Below are 19127 nucleotides of genomic sequence, written 5' to 3'. Positions count from 1 at the left end.
TGATCAGCGGGGCGCGATATCTCCGCGCGCCCATTCGTCCTGCGTCTCGGCCATGAAGTCGGCGAAACGGCCCTCGGCGATCGCCTGGCGAATTTCGCGCATCAGGTCCTGGTAGTAAGCAAGGTTGTTCCAAGTGAGCAGCATGCCGCCCAGTGCCTCGTTGGCGCGCACGAGATGGTGCAGATAGGCGCGCGAATAGTCTCGGCTCGCCGGGCATGAGGACTCCTCGTCCAGCGGCCTCGTGTCTTCCGCATGGCGAGCGTTGCGCAGATTGATGCGGCCCCGTCTCGTGAATGCCAGACCATGACGGCCGGCGCGCGTCGGCATCACGCAGTCGAACATGTCGATGCCGCGGGCAACCGACTTGATGATGTCGTCGGGCGTGCCGACGCCCATGAGATAGCGCGGCTTCTCGCTGGGCAGCACGGGGCACGTCGTTTCAAGCATGGCCAGCATCACGTCTTGCGGTTCACCCACAGCAAGACCGCCGACGGCATAACCCTTGAGGTCGAGCGCCTTCAGCGCCTCAGCCGATTTGACGCGCAGATCGGGCTGGTCGCCACCCTGCACGATGCCGAACATCGCCTTGCCGGGTTGATCGCCGAATGCCGTCTTGCAGCGTTCGGCCCAACGAACGGACATGTCCATGGCGCGCTCGACCTCGGAACGCTTGGCAGGAAGAGCCACACATTCGTCGAGCTGCATCTGGATGTCCGATCCGAGCAGACCCTGGATCTCGATCGATCGCTCCGGGCTCATGTGGTGGCGACTGCCATCGACATGCGATTGGAACGTGACGCCCTGCTCATCCAGCTTGCGCAGGCCGGAGAGCGACATCACCTGGAATCCGCCCGAATCCGTCAGGATCGGGTGCGGCCAACGGATCAGGTCGTGCAGGCCGCCGAGCCGCGCAACGCGCTCGGCACCCGGCCGCAGCATCAGATGGTAAGTGTTGCCGAGGATGATATCGGCGCCGAGGTCGCGCACCTGGTCGAGATACATCGCCTTGACGGTGCCGGCGGTGCCGACCGGCATGAAGGCCGGCGTGCGGACCGTGCCGCGCGGCATCGATATCGCGCCTGTGCGCGCCGCCCCGTCGGTCGCGGCGATATCGAAGCGGAAGACGTCACTCATGGTCGGCTTTCTTGAGCAGCGAGGAATCGCCGTAGGAATAGAAGCGGTACTCTTTGGCGATGGCGTGCGCGTAAGCCGCCCGCATCGTGTCCAGCCCGGCAAAGGCGGAGACCAGCATGAAGAGCGTCGAGCGCGGCAGGTGGAAATTGGTCATCAGCATGTCGACGGCACGGAAGCGATAGCCGGGCGTGATGAAGATGTCGGTCGCACCCGACCAAGGCTGGATCTTTCCATCTTCGCTGGCGGCACTTTCCAGAAGCCGCAGCGAGGTCGTGCCGACCGAAACGATCCGCCCGCCACGGGCGCGGACCGCGTTCAAAGCCTCGGCGGTCGCCGCTGATACATGACCGATCTCAGAGTGCATGCGGTGATCTTCGGTCGTTTCTGCCTTTACGGGAAGAAACGTCCCTGCCCCGACATGCAAGGTCACGAAGTGCCGTTCGATTCCTCGGTCTTCCAGGGCGCTCAACAAAGCATCGGTGAAATGCAGACCGGCGGTCGGCGCGGCGACGGCTCCGTCTTCACGCGCATAGATCGTCTGATAATCGGCGCGATCCTGCGCATCTTCGGGACGTTTGGAGGCGATATAGGGCGGCAAAGGCACGTGGCCGACGGACATGATCGCTTCGTCGAGCGCCGGCCCGTCAAGATCGAAAGCGAGCAAGACTTCGCCGCCCTCGCCCTTCTCGATCACGGTGGCATCGAGACGGCCCACAAGGCAAGTTCCTGTGGAGCCGCCGAATTCAATCCGGTCGCCCTGCTTCACGCGCTTGCCGGGTTTCAGGAATGCCCACCACCGGTTGGATGCGGCGCGCATGTGCAAGGTCGCCGAGACGCTGACGGTGACATCGGCGCCTTCCGGACCCGGTCGACGTCGCAGACCCTCGAATTGCGCGGGGATGACCTTGGTGTCGTTGAAGACGAGTGCATCGCCCGACTCGAGCAACAATGGAAGATCGCTGACGATATGGTCACTCAGCGGTGCCTGAGCATGCGGATCGACGCCCAGAAGCCTGGCGCTGTCGCGCGGTACGGCCGGGCGAAGGGCGATCCGCTCATCGGGCAGATCGAAATCGAAGAGATCGACGCGCATGGATCAAGGTCCGACGCAGGTCACGGCGTAGGCACCCGTACCGACAAGCTGGAACGTCCCGGCCGTCACGAAATCGCGTGACTCTCCAGTCTCTTCGAGGCGCAATCGCGCCGTCACGGCCTCGATATTCGTGTCGGTGAAATCCACCATCAGCCGCCCGTCAGCGCGGAAGGCCTGGCCGACGGCGAATGCGTCCGCGCCCTCATCGCCGATCGAAATCATCCGGTCGTCGACGGCAATGGAGCCGCCGACCACCTTGAGGACCGGCAAGGAGCCGATCGAAAGCTCCAGCGCCACGCGGTCGTCCTGATCGGCGCAGGTGATCGTGCCGGTCGCGTGGGCGGCCGGCGCCATCGCCGAGAATGCGAGGACCAGGAGAGCGAAGCGCGGAAGCATCATGCGTCTGCGGCAACCCGCAGCGAAACGATCTGGTCGGGGTCGCGAACGGGCTCGCCCTTCTTGATCAGGTCGATGACATCCATGCCTTCCAGCACCTGACCCCAGACGGAATACTGCTTGTTGAGCCAAGGAGCATCGGCCAGGCAGATGAAGAATTGCGAGTTGGCCGAATTCGGGCTCTGCGAGCGGGCCATCGAGCAGGTGCCGCGCACATGGCTGACGTTCGAGAATTCCGCCTTCAGGTCCGGCTTGTCGGAACCACCCATGCCGGCACGGCCCGGGTTGAAGTCCTTGCCGCCGCTCTTTCCGAATTTCACGTCGCCGGTCTGTGCCATGAAGCCATCGATGACCCGGTGGAAGACGACGCCGTCATAAGCAGTCTCGCGGGCAAGCTCCTTGATGCGCTTGACGTGCTCGGGCGCGAGGTCCGGCAAGAGTTCGATCACGACCCTGCCCTTGGTCGTTTCCATCACGAGTGCGTTTTCCGGATCCTTGATCTCGGCCATGGGTCTCTCCTGTTTTTGATCTGTGACGCTGATTATTCGACGCGCACGCTGATCATACGGTCCGGGCTATCGACGGAGCCGTTGGCTGCCTGATCACCCTTCTTGATCGCGTCCACATAGTCCATGCCTTCCGTCACGCGGCCGACGACCGTGTACTGGCCGTTCAGGAACGAGCCTTCGTCGAACATGATGAAGAACTGCGAATTGGCCGAGTTCGGGTCCTGCGAACGCGCCATGCCGACAACGCCACGCTCGAAAGGCACATCGGAAAACTCAGCGGGAAGGTTCGGTAGGTCGGAGCCGCCGGTGCCGGCGCGAGGCGCCATATAGCCATCGGTCAGGTCACCGAACTCCACATCGCCCGTCTGGGCCATGAAGCCGTCGATCACGCGGTGAAAAGCGACGTTGTCGTATTCGCCGGCAGTGGCGAGGTCGCGCAGGCGCTGCGTGTGCTGCGGCGCCACGTCGTCGAGCAGGTCGACGCGCACGACGCCATCCTTCAATTCGATGACGAGATCGCCGGCGGCCTCTTGTGCGCCGCTTTCCTGTGCAATGGCCGAAAGGCCTCCCAACATAAGTGCGGTTGTCGCGGCCAGCACGAATTTCATCAGGCAATCTCCAATTGTGTCAATTTCGGTCTTGGGCAGGGAAACGCGCAGCCAAAGCCGATCGAACCGAACCCGGAACGAAAGCACTGACATCGCCACCCATCGAAGCGATCTGGCGCACCAATGTGGCCGTAATCGGCCGGGACGAAGCGCCGGCCGGCAGAAACACAGTCTGGATATCGGGCGCCATCTGGCGGTTCATGCCGGCCATCTGCATCTCGTAGTCGAAGTCGGTCCCATCGCGCAGGCCGCGGATCAGGATCGATGCGCCATTCTCACGCGCCGCATCCACAACGAGATTTCCAAAATCGACGACCGTGACGCGGGACAAAGCGTCCGGCAGGACTTCCTTCAGGGACGCGCGAATGAGATCGGCGCGTTCTTCGAAACTGAAGAGCGGCTTCTTGCCCGGGTGGATACCAATGCCGACGACCAGTTTTTCGCCGAGTGACAATGCCTGTAGCAGCACATCGAGATGGCCGTTGGTCAATGGGTCGAAGGACCCAGGATAGAAGGCAGTGGTCATTGGTGGTTCCCTGGCTTGGGGTGCCTTGTGTCACGCCATCGGTCGTCGCGCAAGCAACGGCGCCTCGACCTCCAGTGGCCGATGAACGCGAAATGAATGGCCCGTTCAAGTCTGGCTCAGCGATACACTGCTTAAAATCCAAGTATCGAATGAAACCTTTTTTGGACGCCTGCGTTCACTGGGCATAACGGAGACTGGAACCATGCCTCTTCTGATCCTCGCTATCGTCATGTTCATCGCTATGACAGTTGCCACAGCAGTGGCGCTCAGCAGCGAAAACCGGCAGTCCAAGTCTGTGCGTAACCCGGTTCGTCACCAATACTATTGAGCTCAAGCTTAAAAGAGCACGCCATGCTGACGACCCTAACCATTTTTGCCGCTTTTATTGCGTGCGTGTTGATCACAGATGTGGCGGCAATGCTGTCGCAGATGAGACGGGAAGCAAAACAAGCAAGAGCAAGAGCGCGGACCACGCGCCGCTTTTAGACTTTGCCCCAGGGCAAAACGACTGACTGACCTCCAGTCCGAAGTTTGGGTTTCCCTGCCCCGACAAGGACACATCAAAAACCGGTCGCGTTCCCTCCGCGACCGGTTTTTTGTATTCCGATGACAGATACAGCAGCTTATTCTTCGCTGCTGCCCGTCTCTTCTCCGCTGCCGCTCTCGTCGTCGGTTTCGCTCTCGCGCGCGATTTCCTCGAGTGCATCCGCCTCGGCTGCCTCCTCGAGCACTTCGTCGACGGCTCCCGGCTCCGGCTCGCTGATGCGCTCGACCGAAACCACGCGCTCGTCCTTCGAGGTCGAGAAGATCGTGACGCCCTTGGTCGCACGGCTGGCGATGCGGATGCCGCTGACGGGTACCCGGATCAACTGGCCGCCATTGGAGACCAGCATGATCTGATCGCCACGCTCGACCGGGAAGAAGGCCACGAGTTCGCCGATCTCGCCGATCTTGGCGATGTCGGTTGCCCGGATGCCCTTGCCGCCACGTCCGGAGATGCGGAAATCATAGGACGATGACAGTTTGCCATAGCCCTTGGCGCTGACGGTCAGAACGAACTGTTCGCGGGCCTTCAGCTCCTCGAACCGCTCATTATTCAGATCGACGGCTTCGACGACGTCTTCTCCCACCAGCGTGACTTCTTCCTCGTCACCGTTCGCCGAGCGCCGTTCCGCCGTTGCCCGCTTCAGGAAGGCAGCGCGCTCGGCCGGGTCGGCATCCACATGCGACAGGATCGCCATCGAGATCACATGATCGCTGTCAGCCAGCGAGATGCCGCGAACGCCGATCGAATTGCGGCCTGCGAAGACACGCACGTCCGTCGTCGGGAAGCGGATCGACTGCCCAAGCGCGGTCGTTAGAACGACGTCGTCATGCTCGGTGCAGGTCTCGACGTTCAGGATCTGATCGCTCTCGTCGTCGAACTTCATGGCGATCTTGCCATTGCGGTTCACCTGGACGAAATCCGACAGCTTGTTGCGACGGACCGTTCCCCGCGTGGTGGAGAACATCACGTCGAGATTGCCCCAGCTTTCCTCATCCTCGGGCAGCGGCATGATCGCAGTGATGCGGTCGCCATGCTCGATGGGAAGGAGGTTGATCAGCGCCTTGCCGCGAGACTGCGGCGTGCCGATCGGCAGGCGCCAGACCTTTTCCTTGTAGACGATGCCACGCGAAGAGAAGAACAGCACCGGCGTGTGCGTGTTGGCGACGAAGAGGCGCGTGACGAAATCCTCGTCGCGCGTCGACATACCGGAGCGGCCCTTGCCGCCGCGGCGCTGCGCCCGATAGGTCGCAAGCGGCACGCGCTTGATGTAGCCGGAGTGCGATACGGTAACGACCATATCTTCGCGGGCGATGAGGTCCTCATCGTCCATGTCGGGGCCGCCATCGCCGAGCTCGGTCCGCCGCGGCGTGCCGAACTCGTCTTTGACGTCGCGCAGTTCCTGCTTGATGATCTCGCGGATACGAATGCGCGACGACAGGATATCGAGGTAATCCTTGATCTCCTCGCCGATCTTGTTCAGCTCGTCGTCGATTTCCTCACGGCCAAGCGCGGTGAGGCGCTGAAGACGCAGCTCCAAAATGGCGCGCGCCTGCTCTTCGGAGAGATTGTAGGTGCCATCCTCGTTGATGCGATGGCGCGGGTCGTCGATGAGCCGGATGAGCGGCGCAACGTCCTTGGCCGGCCAGCGGCGCTCCATCAGCTGCTCGCGTGCAGCCTGCGGGTCCGGTGCGTTGCGGATCAGGTGGATGACTTCATCGATATTGGCGACGGCGATCGCCATGCCGACGAGCACATGCGCGCGATCGCGTGCCTTGCGCAGCAGGAACTTGGTGCGCCGGGAGATGACGGTCTCGCGGAAGGCGATGAACGCCCTCAGCATGTCCATCAGGTTCATCAGCTCCGGCTTGCCGCCGTTCAGCGCCACCATGTTGCAGCCAAAGGAGGTCTGCAGGGGCGTGTAGCGATACAGCTGGTTCAAGATCACATCGGCGTTGGCGTCGCGCTTCAACTCGACCACGACGCGGTAACCCTGACGGTCAGATTCGTCGCGCAGGTCGGAGATGCCCTCGATGCGCTTGTCGCGCACCAGCTCGGCCATCTTTTCGATCATCGAAGCCTTGTTCACCTGATAGGGAACTTCGGTGATGATGATCGCTTCGCGGTCGCCGCGGATCTGTTCGATATGCACCTTTCCGCGCATGACGACCGAGCCACGGCCGGTCTCGAACGCACTGCGAATGCCGGAGCGTCCGAGGATGATGCCGCCCGTCGGGAAATCCGGACCAGGAATGAACTCCATCAGCTGGATCAGATCGAGCGACGGATCGTCGATCAGCGCGATGCAGCCGTCGACCAGTTCACCGATATTGTGCGGTGGAATGTTCGTCGCCATGCCGACGGCGATGCCGCCTGCGCCGTTGGCCAGCAGGTTCGGAAACCGCGCCGGCAGCACCTTCGGCTCGGAGCCGGAGCTGTCGTAGGTTTCCTGGAAATCGACCGTGTCCTTGTCGATGTCTTCAAGAAGCTCATGCGCGAGCTTCGCCAGCCGCGCTTCGGTGTAACGCATGGCCGCCGGCGGATCGCCATCGATCGAACCGAAATTGCCCTGCCCGTCGATGAGCATCGCGCGCAGCGACCAGGGCTGCGCCATGCGCACCATGGCGTCATAGATCGCGCTGTCGCCGTGCGGGTGGTATTTACCCATGACGTCGCCGACGATGCGCGACGACTTCACGTATTTCCTGTTCCAGTGATAACCGCTCTCGTGCATCGCATAGAGGATGCGCCGATGCACCGGCTTCAGGCCGTCGCGCACGTCGGGCAATGCGCGCGACACGATCACGCTCATGGCGTAATCGAGATAGGAGCGCTGCATCTCGTCGACGATCGAAACCGGCTCTATGCCAGATGGGCCCTGCGGCCCGCCGGGGGGAACTATCTCAGTCAAAATGGATCACGTTCTCTAAGGTCAGATTCGGCTTGCCGTTTATAGCGAAACGGTGCGGTCAAAGCCAATTTCGAGGGCTCTCGAACGGTGCTTTTCCCGGCCTTTATGTAGGGATTGCGCATTCAATGCGCAATTGCGGGAGGTTCGCCGGTCACGTTTGGACGATCGATGAAACGGAGCACGATTTCGGCTGCGTGCTCGCCCGGTGTCCGGGTCACCGACATGGCCCTGCGGACGGTATCGAACCCCTCCAGCATGGCCTTGCGCTCGATCGTGTGATCCATCAGACGCAAGGTCTCGCGAGCCAGCCGGTTGCCACGGGCCTGATCGTTGAAGAACTCGCGTATGACGGGATAATCCGCGATGAGGTTCGGCAGCGCGGCGCTCCAGCCGGTGATCTTCGAGATCAGCAGTTTGGCCAGAGGGTCGAGCTTGTACGCCGAGACGCAAGGAACGCCGGCCAGTGCCAGTTCCAAAAGCACGGTGCCGGAGGCAGCAAGCGCGGCGTCGGATTGAGCGAAAGCGCCCCATTTCGCGCCTTCACCCACGACGACCTCAACCTTGACCGGCCAGGTCGCGACCTGCTCGGCAACGAATGCTTGGTGGCGCGCAATCGTCGGAAGGATAAACCGCACACCCGGACGCAAAGCAGAGAGCTCGGCTGCGGCCTCGGCGAAGACGGGCAGCAGACGCGTCAGTTCCGACTTGCGCGAACCGGGCAGCAGCATGCAGAGACCGGTCAGCTGCTGCTTGCGCCGGCGGTCCAGCTGCTCGGCCCGCGCCGACAGCAGTCCCATGTCGAACACCAATCGGTGGCCGATATAGGTGGTCGGTGGGCCACCAAGAGCCGCGACAACCTGAGGCTCGAATGGAAAGACCGACAGCACGTGGTCGATATAGCCGCGCATCGCCGGCGCGCGCTCCGGCTTCCATGCCCATACGGTCGGGCACACATAGTCGACGACCGGCAGATCGGGCAGCCGTGCCTTCACGCGACGGGCGACGCGGTGCGTGAAATCCGGGCTGTCGATGATGATCAGGACGTCGGGCTTGGCCTCGACGATCGCATCGGCTGCTTGGCGGATGCGCCATAAAAGTTTCGGCAGCTTCGCGACGACGGCGCTCACCCCGACGATGGAGAGCTCCGAGTAGTCGAACAGCGAGACCAGACCCTCGCCTTGCATTTCCTCGCCGCCGATGCCGACGAGTTCGATCGAGCGGTCACCCGCCTGCATCTTCATGGCAGCGATCAAATCGGCGCCCAAGCGATCGCCGGACGGCTCGCCGGCGATGATCGCGACTTTGACGCGGCGGGATGTCATGGCCCGGTCGATCATCAATCCTCCCGCGTCACGCCAGCGATGAAGATGCCAGCTTCATTGGCAGCCGAGATGGCGGCTTCGCGCTCCAGCAGCAAGGATCGTCCCGCTTCCACGGCAACGCCGGCAAGTCCAGCCTCGATGAGACCTTTCACCGTGCCGGCACCGATCGTCGGCAGATCTGCGCGTTCATCCTGACCGGGCTTGCAGAATTTGACCAGTACGCCTTTGCGCGAAGTGGAAAGCCGGCCGCGGCACCGCAGATCGGCGACGCGTGCGAGCATCTCGTCGGTGCCCTCGACGCCCTCGAGCGCCACGACCCGACCGCCAATTGCAACTGCGGCTTGACCCAGATCTAGCCGGCCGAGGGCCAAAGCAGCTTCCCTTCCCGCGGCGATGTCGCGCCGGCTGGCGGCATCAGGCTCGACCGTAGTCAGAGCACCAAGAGTTGCGACCAGGTCGGGCGCCACTTCATGGGCGCCGATGACACGGGCACCAGCGCTCTCGATCAAAGCAATAACCATGCGCAGGACCTGATCATCTCCGCCGCGCAACAACGTTCGAACGACACCCGGCATGCGCGCGAGCGTCTTCCAGGTCGGACGGATCTCGCGCCATTCAGGGCGCCGCTTGACGCTTCCCGACAGGATCAGTCGGTCGATGCCGTTGACCCTGACGATGCGCTCCACGGCCGCGAAGTCGCCAGTGCCGATGTGTTCGTGCTGAAAGCTGGTCCAGTCACCATCGGCCTCTGCGCTCAAGGCAATGATGAAGGGATCTTCGCCCGCGGAACGAATGGCGCGGGCAACATGGGTCGGCAGATTGCCGGCACCGGCGAGGATCGCGACGCGACCCCTGCTCGGCTCTCGGCTGACCGCCGCCATGGAAGGCCTACCGATGAGCCCGGGCCGGCGACGACAGCGCGCGTTCGCTCTCGGCCTCGATGAAGTCGATGATCTGCCTGACGGTCTCGTTGCTCGAATAGAGCGCACGTGCTTCCGCTGCGTTCTGGCGTACGGAGCCCGGACCCTGGAAGATATGACGGAAAGCGCGGCGCACCTCGTGGATGCTCGCCTTGTCCATGCCGGCACGCTGCATGCCGATAATGTTCAAGCCACCGAGCACGCCGGGATTGCCATTCAGCATGCCATAGGGAATGACATCGAAATTGACGGCCGACAGACCGCCGATGAAGGCCCGATGGCCGATGCGGGCAAACTGGTGAACGGCAGCGCCGCCGCCGATGATGACCCTGTCGCCGACCGTCACGTGACCGGCCAACATGACGTTGTTGGAGAGCACGACGTTGTCGCCGACATGGCAGTCATGGGCGACGTGGCTATAGGCGAGGAACAGGCAGTTCTTGCCGACGGAGGTCAGCCCACCGGCGTTCGGCATGCCGGGATGCATGGTGACGCCTTCGCGCATCGTGCAGCCTTCGCCGATTTCGAGACGCGTCTGCTCGCCCTTATAGGCCAGGTTTTGCGGTTCGAACCCCAGCATGGCGCCGGGAAATACGCGGCAGCCTTTGCCGAGAACAGTGAAGCCGGTTATCGCGACGTGACTGAGGATCTGGCAATCATCGCCCAGCACGACATTCGGACCGATATGGCAGAAAGGGCCAATCGAAACATTCTCGCCAATGACTGCGCCTTCCTCGACGACCGAGGAAGGGTGAACCCGCGCTGAGGCAGAGGTCATTCGTTCTCGCTTTCCTGCTGCGCAAGCATGGCACCGATATCGGCTTCGGCCACCTTGACGCCGCCGACGAGCGCTTCGCAGTGGAACTTCCAGACATTGCCGCGCTGTTTGATCTTGGCGACGTGATACTCCACCCGGTCGCCAGGAACAACCGGCTTGCGGAAGCGGGCATTGTCAATGGTCATGAAGTAAACGAGCGTCGAACTTTTCGCCTGGTGGCGTGCGCAAATCGCGCCGGCAGTCTGCGCCATGCCTTCGACGATGAGAACGCCAGGCATGATGGGATTTTCAGGAAAATGGCCGGTGAAATGCGGCTCGTTGGCCGTCACGTTCTTGATGCCGACCGCCCGCTCATCCCGCACGATGCCGATGATGCGGTCGATCAGCAGAAATGGATAGCGATGGGGCAGCAGACGCATGATGGCCCGCACATCGAGCTCATCCATGGTCTCGGTGCCGGTCAGGTCATTCATCCGGCTCAACTCCTACGTTCTTCGAGCTTCTGTTAAATGCGCGGGCGCGGATTTCGGCCATGTCGCGCAGAAAGGCGCGCATGGGTCGCGCTGGAATGCCGCCCCAGCGGGCCGCGCCGGGTACATCGGCGGCGACGGCGCTCATACCAGCAATCTGCGCGCCTGCGCCAATCTGAAGGTGTCCCGCGATGGTGGTGCCGCCGCCTATCATGACCTGATCGCCGATCGTCACGCTGCCGGCGATCGCAACCTGACCGACGATCACGCAGTGGCGACCGATGCGGACATTGTGACCAACCTGGACGAGATTATCGATCTTCGTGCCCTCGCCGATCACCGTATCGTCCATGGCGCCGCGGTCGACGGCCGTGTTCGCGCCGATTTCCACGCGATCCTGGATGATGACGCGGCCGAGCTGCGGGATCTTGAGCATGCCCGCGGGCGACGGTGCATAACCAAAACCGTCCTGGCCGATCCGCGCGCCCGGATGGATGATCACATCATTGCCGATAAACGAGCACTGCACGGTGCTGTTGGGGCCGATGGAGCAGTTGCGACCGATCTTGCAGCCGGGCCCAATCACGGCAGCAGCGCCGATGATGGTACCGGCGCCGATCTCAGCACCATCGCCGACGACGGCGCTGACATCCACGACCACGCCCGGCTCAAGTTGAGCACCCGGATGCACAAAAGCCTTGGGCGAAATGCCGCTTTCGTTCGTCAGCGTCAGCGGACGCATGGATGAGGGGTAAAGCAGCGCTGCAGCGCGCGCAAAGGCAGACTGGGGTGCCGGCGCAAGCAGCGCGGCCACGTTATCCGGAACGGAAGGCGCCATGTCCTTGTGGCAGACGATGGCTCCGGCCTTCAACCCGACCAGCATCTCGGCATGACGCCGTGACGTGATAAACGTCAGATCCTGAACGGCTGCGCGAGAAAGAGGTGCGACCGACGTGATCAGACGGTCCGAGAGCCGCGGATCGTGCAATTCTGCGCCGATCTCCGCCGCGAGCTGCCCAAGCGGGATGCCGGTATGCGGCGGGAAGAAAAGTGGACGATCCATCGGCAGCTTACAGAATGAATGAGCCGGGCATCATGCCCGGCTTTGGATTGCGTGCTCGCGTCGAGAAGCGGTTAGAACCGCGACGATGCGCCGAAGCGGAATTCCTGAACATCATCGAACTCTTCCTTGGCGACCGGCACGGCGTAGTCGAGACGCAGCGGACCGAAGGGAGAAGCCCAGATGAGCGATGCACCAACCGAGGCGCGCCAGGTCTGGTCAAAGCCGACGCCACCTACGGTGACGGACGGATCAAGATCAGTCCCATAGAGCGTACCGGCATCGGCAAAGGCTGCGACGCGAAGACCGAAGTCACGCGGGACGACCGGCATCGGCATGGATGCTTCGGCGGACGCGTTGAAGTAGGTCGTGCCGCCAAGCGCATCACGATCTCCATCGGCCAGAAGCTCAGACCGCGGACCGAAGCCACGCGCATCGAAACCACGAATGGTCTCGCCGCCCTGCAGGAACTGGTCGAACACGCGCGCATTGTCGCCGAGCGAAACCATGTGGCCCGCACCAACGGCGACCGAGCCGATGATGTCCTGAGACTCAGACAGCAGCTGGAAGTAGTTTGCCCGACCCGTGAACTTGATGAACTCCGCATCGCCACCGAGGCCAGCGACTTCCATGCCGGCTTCGGCGAAGATGCCATCACGTGGCAGCTGGCGGTCATCCAGCGTGTTGAAGGTCAGCGTCGGCGAGATCGACGACTTGATCCACGGGCTGCTGGCGATGCCCTGCTGATAGGCGAGCGACAACGACGAGTCTGTTCCCGTGTAGCGGGTTTCGGAGAAGTTGTAGGCCAGACCAGCCGTCAGATTGTTGGTGATCGGTGCTGCCACGCGCAGCGTCACACCGGTCTGCTCATAGCTGTAGTTGTCTGGACGGTCGTCTTCGACGCGGAACACATCGAAGCCCGCGGCGAGACGGTAGCCGAGGAAATAAGGCTCGGTGAAGCTGACGCGGTAGCTGCGCGAATTCTCGCCACCGCCGGCAGCGACGCGGATGAACTGACCACGACCGAGGAAGTTGCGCTCCGTTACCGACGCTTCGATCGATGCACCGCCATCGCTGCCCGTCGAGTAACCGGCACCGATCGAGAACTCGCCGGTCGGCTGGTCCTGAACGTCGACGATGATGATGATGCGGTCCGGCTGCGAGCCCGGCGCCGTCGAGATTTCGACCGAGCCGAAATAGCCAAGACGCTGCAGACGCTCACGTGCACGGCGAACCATGGCCTGGTTGAAGGCATCGCCTTCCGACAGATCGAATTCGCGGCGGATGACGTAGTCACGCGTCCGGGTGTTGCCGCGGATTTCGATGCGCTCGACATAAGCGCGCGGGCCCTGGTCGATCAGGTAGCTGACCGAAATCGTGCGGTTTGCGAAATCGCGATCGCCGCGCGGCGTCACCTGAGCGAACGGGAAGCCGGAATCGGCAACGCGCTCGGAAATCGCAACGATCGTGTCTTCGACGTCTTCCGCGCTGTAGGTCGCGCCGGAACGGCTTTGAACGAGCGCCTGAAGCTCTTCCGTATTCACGTCCGCGACGGAGCTTTCGACGTTGACCGCGCCAAAGTTGTAACGCTCGCCTTCCTGGACTGTGATCGTGACCGTGTACTCATTGGTTGCCGGATCGAGCTCGGCGAAGGACGATACGACCTGGAAGTCCGCATAGCCACGGTTGTAATAGAAGCGGCGCAGCAGTTCTTCGTCCGCGCGCAGCTTGTCTTCGGCGTAAACGTCACGGCGCGTCAGGAACGACAGGAAGTTCGAGCGCTTGGTTGTGATCACTTCGCGCAAGCGACCATCGTTGAAGGCCTGGTTGCCGACAAAATTGATCGTCGAGATGCGCGTACGGTCGCCTTCGTTGACTTCGAAAGCGAGGTTGATGCGGCCGTCGGCGAGTGTGACTGTATTGGTCGTCACCGTGGCATCGTTTCGGCCGATCGCGGCGTAAGCATCGCGGATCGCCTGGATGTCGGCCTGAACGAGCGGCTCGCTGTACGGTCCGAGCGGCTTGGTCTGAACGATCGTCTCGAGCTGGCGGTCGCGAATGCGGCTGTTGCCGTTGAAGACCACCTGGTTGAGGATCTGGTTTTCCGAAACCGTAACGACGAGTGCACCGCCCTGCTGGGCAATACGGATGTCGGAGAACAGGCCGGTGGCGAACAGGCGACGGACGGATTCGTCGATGTCGGCGTTCGTGAAGTCCTGACCTGGGCGAATGGTGATGTTGCCGCGAACGGTCTCTGCATCGATGCGGCTGTTGCCCTGCACCTGGATGCTGTTGACGACTGCCGCCTGTGCGGCGGTCGTTGCACTCAGGAAAGCAATACCCGCTCCGCTGGATGCAATTCCCGTGGCAAGGGCAACGGCAGACACCGCACCCATGAACTTCGAACCGGCTCTCATTATGAACTCTAACCTTTTTGCCCGAACCACCACACCAGACGGATGCCCCGATTCCGAATAGTCCGTCGTTTTTTACCCGCTTTTGCCCTACAAGCAAGGCTGGCGGTTAATTTCTGTTTACTTCATTTCAAGGCGTGGCCCAAAGGCCACTCCAGCCTTCAAACGTCGTAAACAATCCCTTTATTTCCGGGTGGATAGCAGCGTTTCAGCGACTAACCCAACAGCATGTTGACATCGTTCCAGGTCGCAAAGACCATCAGTGCCAGCACCATCCCCAAACCGATCCGGAATGCCATCTCCTGCGCATTCTCGCCAAGAGGTCGCCCCCGGATCGCCTCAATCGCATAGAAGACCAGATGGCCGCCGTCCAGCATCGGTACCGGCATAAGGTTCAACAGTCCAATAGAAACCGACAGCACTGCTGCGAGCTGGATCACCGCAAGGATGCCAAGCGTCGCCATCTGGCCGGAAACCTGAGCCACCCGGATCGGCCCGCCGAGCTGATCGGCTTTCTCCTGACCGATGATGATGTTGCGGATGTAGCCGAAGGTGCGGGTGACGATATAGCTCGTCTCGGCAACCGCCTGCCCCGTCGCTTCCAATGGTCCCATCTCGACCGTTCGGAAATTGCCCGTGTCTTGGTTGGTGACGACGCCGATTAGGCCGACTTCCAGGCGATTGCCGAAATTGTCCTCAATTTCCTCACGGGCGGGGACCAGGGTGAAGTCGCGCTCGACGCCATCCCGCTGCATGGTGACGGTGATTTCGACTTCCGGACGGCTCGATACGTAACGGCGCACATCATCGAAGGTCTCGATCGAGTTGCCGTCGATGGCGACGAAGATGTCGCCAGGCGCGATCCCAGCTGTTTCGGCAGCACTGCCCGGCTGCACTTCGGCGACGACCGGGTCGGATACCGGGCGGCCGTAAAGCGTGAAGACCGTGGCGAAGATCGCGATCGCCAGGATGAAGTTGGCGATCGGTCCTGCTGCGACGGTCAAAGCGCGGCGCCATAGAGCTGCTCCCTGGAAAGAGCTCCGGCGGTCGGCCTCGCTCATGGCCGCGTAGCCGTCATTGTCGGGCACGCTCGCGGCGTTTTCATCGCCGAAGAATTTCACATAGCCGCCAAGCGGGATGGCCGAAAGCTTCCAGCGAGTGCCGTGCTTGTCATTGAACCCAAAGATTTCCGGGCCGAACCCGACGGAAAAGGCCATGACGCGGATGCCGCACCACCGTCCGACGAGGTAGTGGCCCATTTCATGGACGAAGACGACGATCGTCAAAACCACGAGGAATGGCAGAATGTAGCCGGTCAGAAAGGCGAAGGTCGATGCCAGCGCATCCATCGGACGTGTCCCTGCTCAAAAGCGGCGCATCTTAAGATGCGCCTGAAATTCATGTGAGTGACGACTGCTGGGTCCTATCCGCCCAAGAGCGCCCAGGCAATCGGTGAACCGCTGGACGAGCTGGGAATCCCGCCCGCGATCACCAGCGCTATGAGAAAGGCTGCAAAAGCGGCAAATACGAGACCGTCGACCCTGTCCATGACGCCGCCGTGGCCCGGAATAAGCCGGCCGGAGTCCTTCACCGCGTAACGCCGCTTCATCCAGGATTCGAAGAGATCGCCCACCTGGCTGGCGACCGACAGAACAGCGCAGAGGATCGGGATCCAGATATCGCCCCTCTCCAGCGTCAAAAGCGCGACCGCCGTGCCTGCGGCGATCCCGCCGAACATGCCGAAAATGGCGCCGGACCAGGTCTTTCCGGGCGATATCTTCGGGGCAAGCTTGCGACCGCCCAAAGCCCGGCCGCAGAAATAGGCGAGAATGTCGGTCGCCCAGACGACGGCGAAGACGAACGCCATTCCGATGAGACCCAGTGTCGTGTCGTCGCGCAAAGCCGCAAGCGCCAAGCCGGAAAAGCCGGCATAGAGAACGCCGAGGCCCATCCACGGGCCACGGCCGCTTGTCCGGGCGGCGAGAGCGACCGCGCCCGCACCGATCAGGATTGCGCCGGTGGAATAAGCAAAGGCGTTGCCGACGATGAACCACATGATGGCGCCCATGCTGGCCCAGCCGACGAGAAAGGCCGGGCGGGACCGGCGTTCGGCCTGCACCATCGTGGTCCACTCATAGTAGATCAGCGCGGCGAGGATGGCGCAGAAAACGCGAAAAGGAAGGCCGCCGAACCAGGCCAGAAGCAGGACTGCAATGCCGAGGATGACTGCGGAAACGACCCGCTGCTTCAATTCCAGCTGCATCACGAACCGAGCGCGACATCGCGTTCGGGAACGGCCCCGAAGCGGCGCTCCCGCGAAGCGTATTCATCCAGCGCGCGGTGAAAGGCCGATTTGTCGAAGTCCGGCCAGAGCACCGGCACGAAGACGAATTCCGTGTAGGCCGCCTGCCACAGGAGAAAATTCGACAAACGCTGCTCGCCGCTCGTGCGGATGATGACATCAGGGTCGGGAATGCCCGCCGTATCCAGAAATGCCGACAGCGTGTGCTCGTTGACGTTGGCCGGCGACAACTCGCCTCGCCCGACCGCTTCGGCCAGACGCTTGGCGGCACGCACGATCTCGTCCCGCCCGCCATAGTTGAACGCGATCACAAGGTGCATCGCGCTGTTGTTGCGGGTGAGCTCTTCCGCTTCGACCAGGAGGCCCAGGATCTCGCGATCCAGCCGCGCCCGATCTCCGATCACACGGATGCGGATGTTCTCCTTGTGGAGTTCCGCGAGGTCTCGCCGGATGAAGAGCTTCAGCAGCCCCATGAGATCGGTGATCTCTTCTTCCGGGCGGTTCCAGTTTTCTGACGAGAAGGCAAACAGCGTGAGATAGCGGACACCTGCCTCGCCTGCTGCCTGCACCGTTTCGCGCACGGCTTCGACACCCTTGCGGTGTCCCATGGTCCGTGGAAGGCCGCGCCGCTTGGCCCACCGGCCATTGCCGTCCATGATGATCGCGACGTGATGCGGCGTGGTCAAAGGCAAAACTCCGCTAAGGCTTCGCACCGAGAACGACTTGGTCGCCCGGTCATGCAGGCGCCAATCTAGACCTGCATGATTTCCTTTTCCTTATCGACGAGCAAGCGGTCGATCTCGGCAATGGTCTCATCGGTCATCTTTTGGACCCGATCGGACTGCTGGCGGCTGTCGTCCTGGCTGATGACGCCCGCTTTTTCGTTCTTCTTCAACTCGTCCATGCCGTCGCGGCGCACATGGCGCGCAGCGACTCGCGCGGTCTCGGCATAGTTATGTGCCACTTTGACCAGTTCGCGGCGGCGTTCTTCGTTGAGGTCAGGCAGCGGAATGCGCAGCGTCTGGCCGTCGACGATCGGGTTGAGGCCGAGATTGGCTTCACGGATGCCGCGATCGACGGCGCCGACCATCTGCTTGTCCCAAACCTGCACGGACAACATGCGCGCTTCCGCGACACCGACGTTCGCGACCTGGTTGAGCGGCATGCGCGAGCCATAGGCCTCGACCATCACCGGATCGAGTACGTTTGCCGATGCGCGGCCCGTGCGCAAACCGTTGACGTCGTTCTTGAATGCCGTGACGGCACCTTCCATGCGCCGCTTCAGCTCGGAAAAGTTCGTTCCATCAGCCATGATTCATGCTCCCATGCGCGGGTGATCGGCGGCGCGACAACGCTCGCCAGCCACCTCATTCTATCTGTCGGTGACGACCGTACCTCGGCCGCCGCCTGTTACGATTGCGGCCAGGCCGCCTTTTTCGTGGATGGAGAAAACGATGATCGGGATCGCGTTTTCGCGGGCAAGCGAAACCGCGGCGACGTCCATGACGGCCAGTCCCTTCTCAAGAACCTCGGCGTGGGTAAGGCTATCGAAGCGCGTCGCGGTCGGGTCCTTCTTCGGATCGGCGGAATAGATTCCGTCGACCTGTGTGCCCTTGAGGATCGCTTCGGCGCCCATTTCGGCAGCGCGGAGCGCAGCGGCGGAATCGGTCGTGAAGAAGGGGTTGCCCGTTCCACCGGCAAAGATCACGACCCGGCCCTTGTCGAGGTGATGCAGGGCTGCGCGTTGAGAAAAGCTCTGGCAGATCTCCGGCATGGCAATGGCCGAGAGGACCTCGGTGTCGATGCCGAGCTTGCGCAGCGAGGTTGCCAGCGCCAGGGCGTTGATGACTGTGGCGAGCATGCCCATGTGGTCGCCCGTCACGCGATCGCCGCCCTTGGAGGCGACGGCCACGCCGCGGAAAATATTGCCGCCGCCGACGACCACGCCGACCTCTACACCCATGGCGCGCACTTCGGCGATGTCGCTGGCAATGCGGTCGGCCACTTCGACGTCGATCCCGAAGCCCTGACTGCCCATCAACGCCTCACCCGAGGCCTTCAGCAGGATGCGCTTGTAGCGCGGGGCGTCGGTTTTCATGCGTTCACTCGTCTTTTTCTGAAGCTGGACAAGCCGCATACA

18 protein-coding genes are annotated in these 19127 nt (G+C 62.2%); all 18 read right to left on the bottom strand.

Translation table 11 applies throughout. From position 1 onward, the window contains the following. Positions 1-3 precede the first annotated feature (3 nt). On the bottom strand, positions 4-1134 hold the full coding sequence (gene tgt / locus QQL76_RS14650) for a tRNA guanosine(34) transglycosylase Tgt (RefSeq protein ID WP_499208246.1): 1131 nt from the start codon (positions 1132-1134) through the stop codon (positions 4-6). Beyond that, entirely contained in the window at positions 1127-2227 is a 1101-nt protein-coding gene (gene queA / locus QQL76_RS14645; protein ID WP_499208245.1) for an S-adenosylmethionine:tRNA ribosyltransferase-isomerase, read from the bottom strand. Before queA ends, tgt begins: the two co-directional genes overlap by 8 nt. A 3-nt stretch (positions 2228-2230) precedes the next feature. After that, entirely contained in the window at positions 2231-2626 is a 396-nt protein-coding gene (locus tag QQL76_RS14640; protein WP_499208244.1) for a hypothetical protein, read from the bottom strand. After that, positions 2623-3132 (bottom strand): peptidylprolyl isomerase, encoded by a 510-nt coding sequence (locus tag QQL76_RS14635; RefSeq protein ID WP_499208243.1) that lies wholly within the window; start codon positions 3130-3132, stop codon positions 2623-2625. The genes QQL76_RS14640 and QQL76_RS14635 overlap by 4 nt, the downstream gene beginning before the upstream one ends. A gap of 32 nt (positions 3133-3164) precedes the next feature. After that, positions 3165-3740, bottom strand: coding sequence for a peptidylprolyl isomerase (locus QQL76_RS14630; RefSeq protein ID WP_499208242.1), 576 nt, complete (start codon positions 3738-3740; stop codon positions 3165-3167). A 19-nt stretch (positions 3741-3759) separates the two neighbouring features. Further along, the gene (gene coaD / locus QQL76_RS14625) at positions 3760-4266 is read right to left on the bottom strand and encodes a pantetheine-phosphate adenylyltransferase (RefSeq protein ID WP_499208241.1); all 507 of its coding nucleotides are present in this window, start codon (positions 4264-4266) and stop codon (positions 3760-3762) included. 623 nt (positions 4267-4889) lie between these two features. Continuing rightward, positions 4890-7721, bottom strand: a complete 2832-nt coding sequence (gyrA, locus tag QQL76_RS14620) for a DNA gyrase subunit A (protein ID WP_499208240.1) — start codon at positions 7719-7721, stop codon at positions 4890-4892. 122 nt (positions 7722-7843) lie between these two features. Then, positions 7844-9043, bottom strand: a complete 1200-nt coding sequence (gene lpxB, locus QQL76_RS14615; protein WP_499208391.1) for a lipid-A-disaccharide synthase — start codon at positions 9041-9043, stop codon at positions 7844-7846. A gap of 14 nt (positions 9044-9057) precedes the next feature. After that, positions 9058-9924 (bottom strand): LpxI family protein, encoded by an 867-nt coding sequence (locus QQL76_RS14610; protein ID WP_499208239.1) that lies wholly within the window; start codon positions 9922-9924, stop codon positions 9058-9060. Between the two features lie 7 nt (positions 9925-9931). Next, positions 9932-10741, bottom strand: a complete 810-nt coding sequence (lpxA, locus tag QQL76_RS14605; RefSeq protein WP_499208238.1) for an acyl-ACP--UDP-N-acetylglucosamine O-acyltransferase — start codon at positions 10739-10741, stop codon at positions 9932-9934. Next, positions 10738-11214: a 3-hydroxyacyl-ACP dehydratase FabZ gene (gene fabZ / locus QQL76_RS14600; RefSeq protein WP_499208237.1), complete on the bottom strand. Its 477-nt coding sequence runs from the start codon at positions 11212-11214 to the stop codon at positions 10738-10740. The genes lpxA and fabZ overlap by 4 nt, the downstream gene beginning before the upstream one ends. After that, the gene (gene lpxD / locus QQL76_RS14595) at positions 11207-12274 is read right to left on the bottom strand and encodes a UDP-3-O-(3-hydroxymyristoyl)glucosamine N-acyltransferase (RefSeq protein ID WP_499208236.1); all 1068 of its coding nucleotides are present in this window, start codon (positions 12272-12274) and stop codon (positions 11207-11209) included. Before lpxD ends, fabZ begins: the two co-directional genes overlap by 8 nt. A 71-nt stretch (positions 12275-12345) precedes the next feature. After that, complete coding sequence (gene bamA, locus QQL76_RS14590; RefSeq protein ID WP_499208235.1) at positions 12346-14688, bottom strand: outer membrane protein assembly factor BamA; 2343 nt, start codon at positions 14686-14688, stop codon at positions 12346-12348. A 212-nt stretch (positions 14689-14900) separates the two neighbouring features. Further along, positions 14901-16034, bottom strand: coding sequence for a M50 family metallopeptidase (rseP, locus tag QQL76_RS14585; protein WP_499208234.1), 1134 nt, complete (start codon positions 16032-16034; stop codon positions 14901-14903). 74 nt (positions 16035-16108) lie between these two features. After that, positions 16109-16948 carry a phosphatidate cytidylyltransferase gene (locus QQL76_RS14580; RefSeq protein WP_499208390.1) on the bottom strand — a complete coding sequence of 280 codons (840 nt, stop codon included), beginning with the start codon at positions 16946-16948 and terminating at the stop codon, positions 16109-16111. Beyond that, positions 16948-17679, bottom strand: a complete 732-nt coding sequence (locus QQL76_RS14575) for an isoprenyl transferase (RefSeq protein WP_499208233.1) — start codon at positions 17677-17679, stop codon at positions 16948-16950. Before QQL76_RS14575 ends, QQL76_RS14580 begins: the two co-directional genes overlap by 1 nt. A 59-nt stretch (positions 17680-17738) precedes the next feature. After that, positions 17739-18299 (bottom strand): ribosome recycling factor, encoded by a 561-nt coding sequence (frr, locus tag QQL76_RS14570; RefSeq protein ID WP_126010416.1) that lies wholly within the window; start codon positions 18297-18299, stop codon positions 17739-17741. A 60-nt stretch (positions 18300-18359) separates the two neighbouring features. Beyond that, positions 18360-19085: a uridine monophosphate kinase gene (gene pyrH / locus QQL76_RS14565; protein ID WP_499208232.1), complete on the bottom strand. Its 726-nt coding sequence runs from the start codon at positions 19083-19085 to the stop codon at positions 18360-18362. Positions 19086-19127: the final 42 nt, after the last annotated feature.

The organism is Rhizobium albus (genome assembly GCA_030160035.1).
Taxonomy (GTDB): Bacteria; Pseudomonadota; Alphaproteobacteria; order Rhizobiales; family Rhizobiaceae; genus Georhizobium; species Georhizobium albus.
Note: the sequence above shows the minus strand (reverse complement) of the source record. Positions and strands in the feature narration are given on the sequence as shown.

Coding starts and splice junctions, on each gene's coding strand:
- pyrH (WP_499208232.1), bottom strand. CDS start 19,085: ATGAAAACCGACGCCCCGCGCTACAAGCGCATCCTGCTGAAGGCCTCG.
- fabZ (WP_499208237.1), bottom strand. CDS start 11,214: ATGAATGACCTGACCGGCACCGAGACCATGGATGAGCTCGATGTGCGG.
- bamA (WP_499208235.1), bottom strand. CDS start 14,688: ATGAGAGCCGGTTCGAAGTTCATGGGTGCGGTGTCTGCCGTTGCCCTT.
- lpxD (WP_499208236.1), bottom strand. CDS start 12,274: ATGGATCGTCCACTTTTCTTCCCGCCGCATACCGGCATCCCGCTTGGG.
- frr (WP_126010416.1), bottom strand. CDS start 18,299: ATGGCTGATGGAACGAACTTTTCCGAGCTGAAGCGGCGCATGGAAGGT.
- coaD (WP_499208241.1), bottom strand. CDS start 4,266: ATGACCACTGCCTTCTATCCTGGGTCCTTCGACCCATTGACCAACGGC.
- queA (WP_499208245.1), bottom strand. CDS start 2,227: ATGCGCGTCGATCTCTTCGATTTCGATCTGCCCGATGAGCGGATCGCC.
- rseP (WP_499208234.1), bottom strand. CDS start 16,034: ATGGATGCGCTGGCATCGACCTTCGCCTTTCTGACCGGCTACATTCTG.
- QQL76_RS14630 (WP_499208242.1), bottom strand. CDS start 3,740: ATGAAATTCGTGCTGGCCGCGACAACCGCACTTATGTTGGGAGGCCTT.
- QQL76_RS14635 (WP_499208243.1), bottom strand. CDS start 3,132: ATGGCCGAGATCAAGGATCCGGAAAACGCACTCGTGATGGAAACGACC.
- lpxB (WP_499208391.1), bottom strand. CDS start 9,043: ATGACATCCCGCCGCGTCAAAGTCGCGATCATCGCCGGCGAGCCGTCC.
- tgt (WP_499208246.1), bottom strand. CDS start 1,134: ATGAGTGACGTCTTCCGCTTCGATATCGCCGCGACCGACGGGGCGGCG.
- lpxA (WP_499208238.1), bottom strand. CDS start 10,741: ATGACCTCTGCCTCAGCGCGGGTTCACCCTTCCTCGGTCGTCGAGGAA.
- QQL76_RS14610 (WP_499208239.1), bottom strand. CDS start 9,924: ATGGCGGCGGTCAGCCGAGAGCCGAGCAGGGGTCGCGTCGCGATCCTC.
- QQL76_RS14640 (WP_499208244.1), bottom strand. CDS start 2,626: ATGATGCTTCCGCGCTTCGCTCTCCTGGTCCTCGCATTCTCGGCGATG.
- QQL76_RS14580 (WP_499208390.1), bottom strand. CDS start 16,948: ATGCAGCTGGAATTGAAGCAGCGGGTCGTTTCCGCAGTCATCCTCGGC.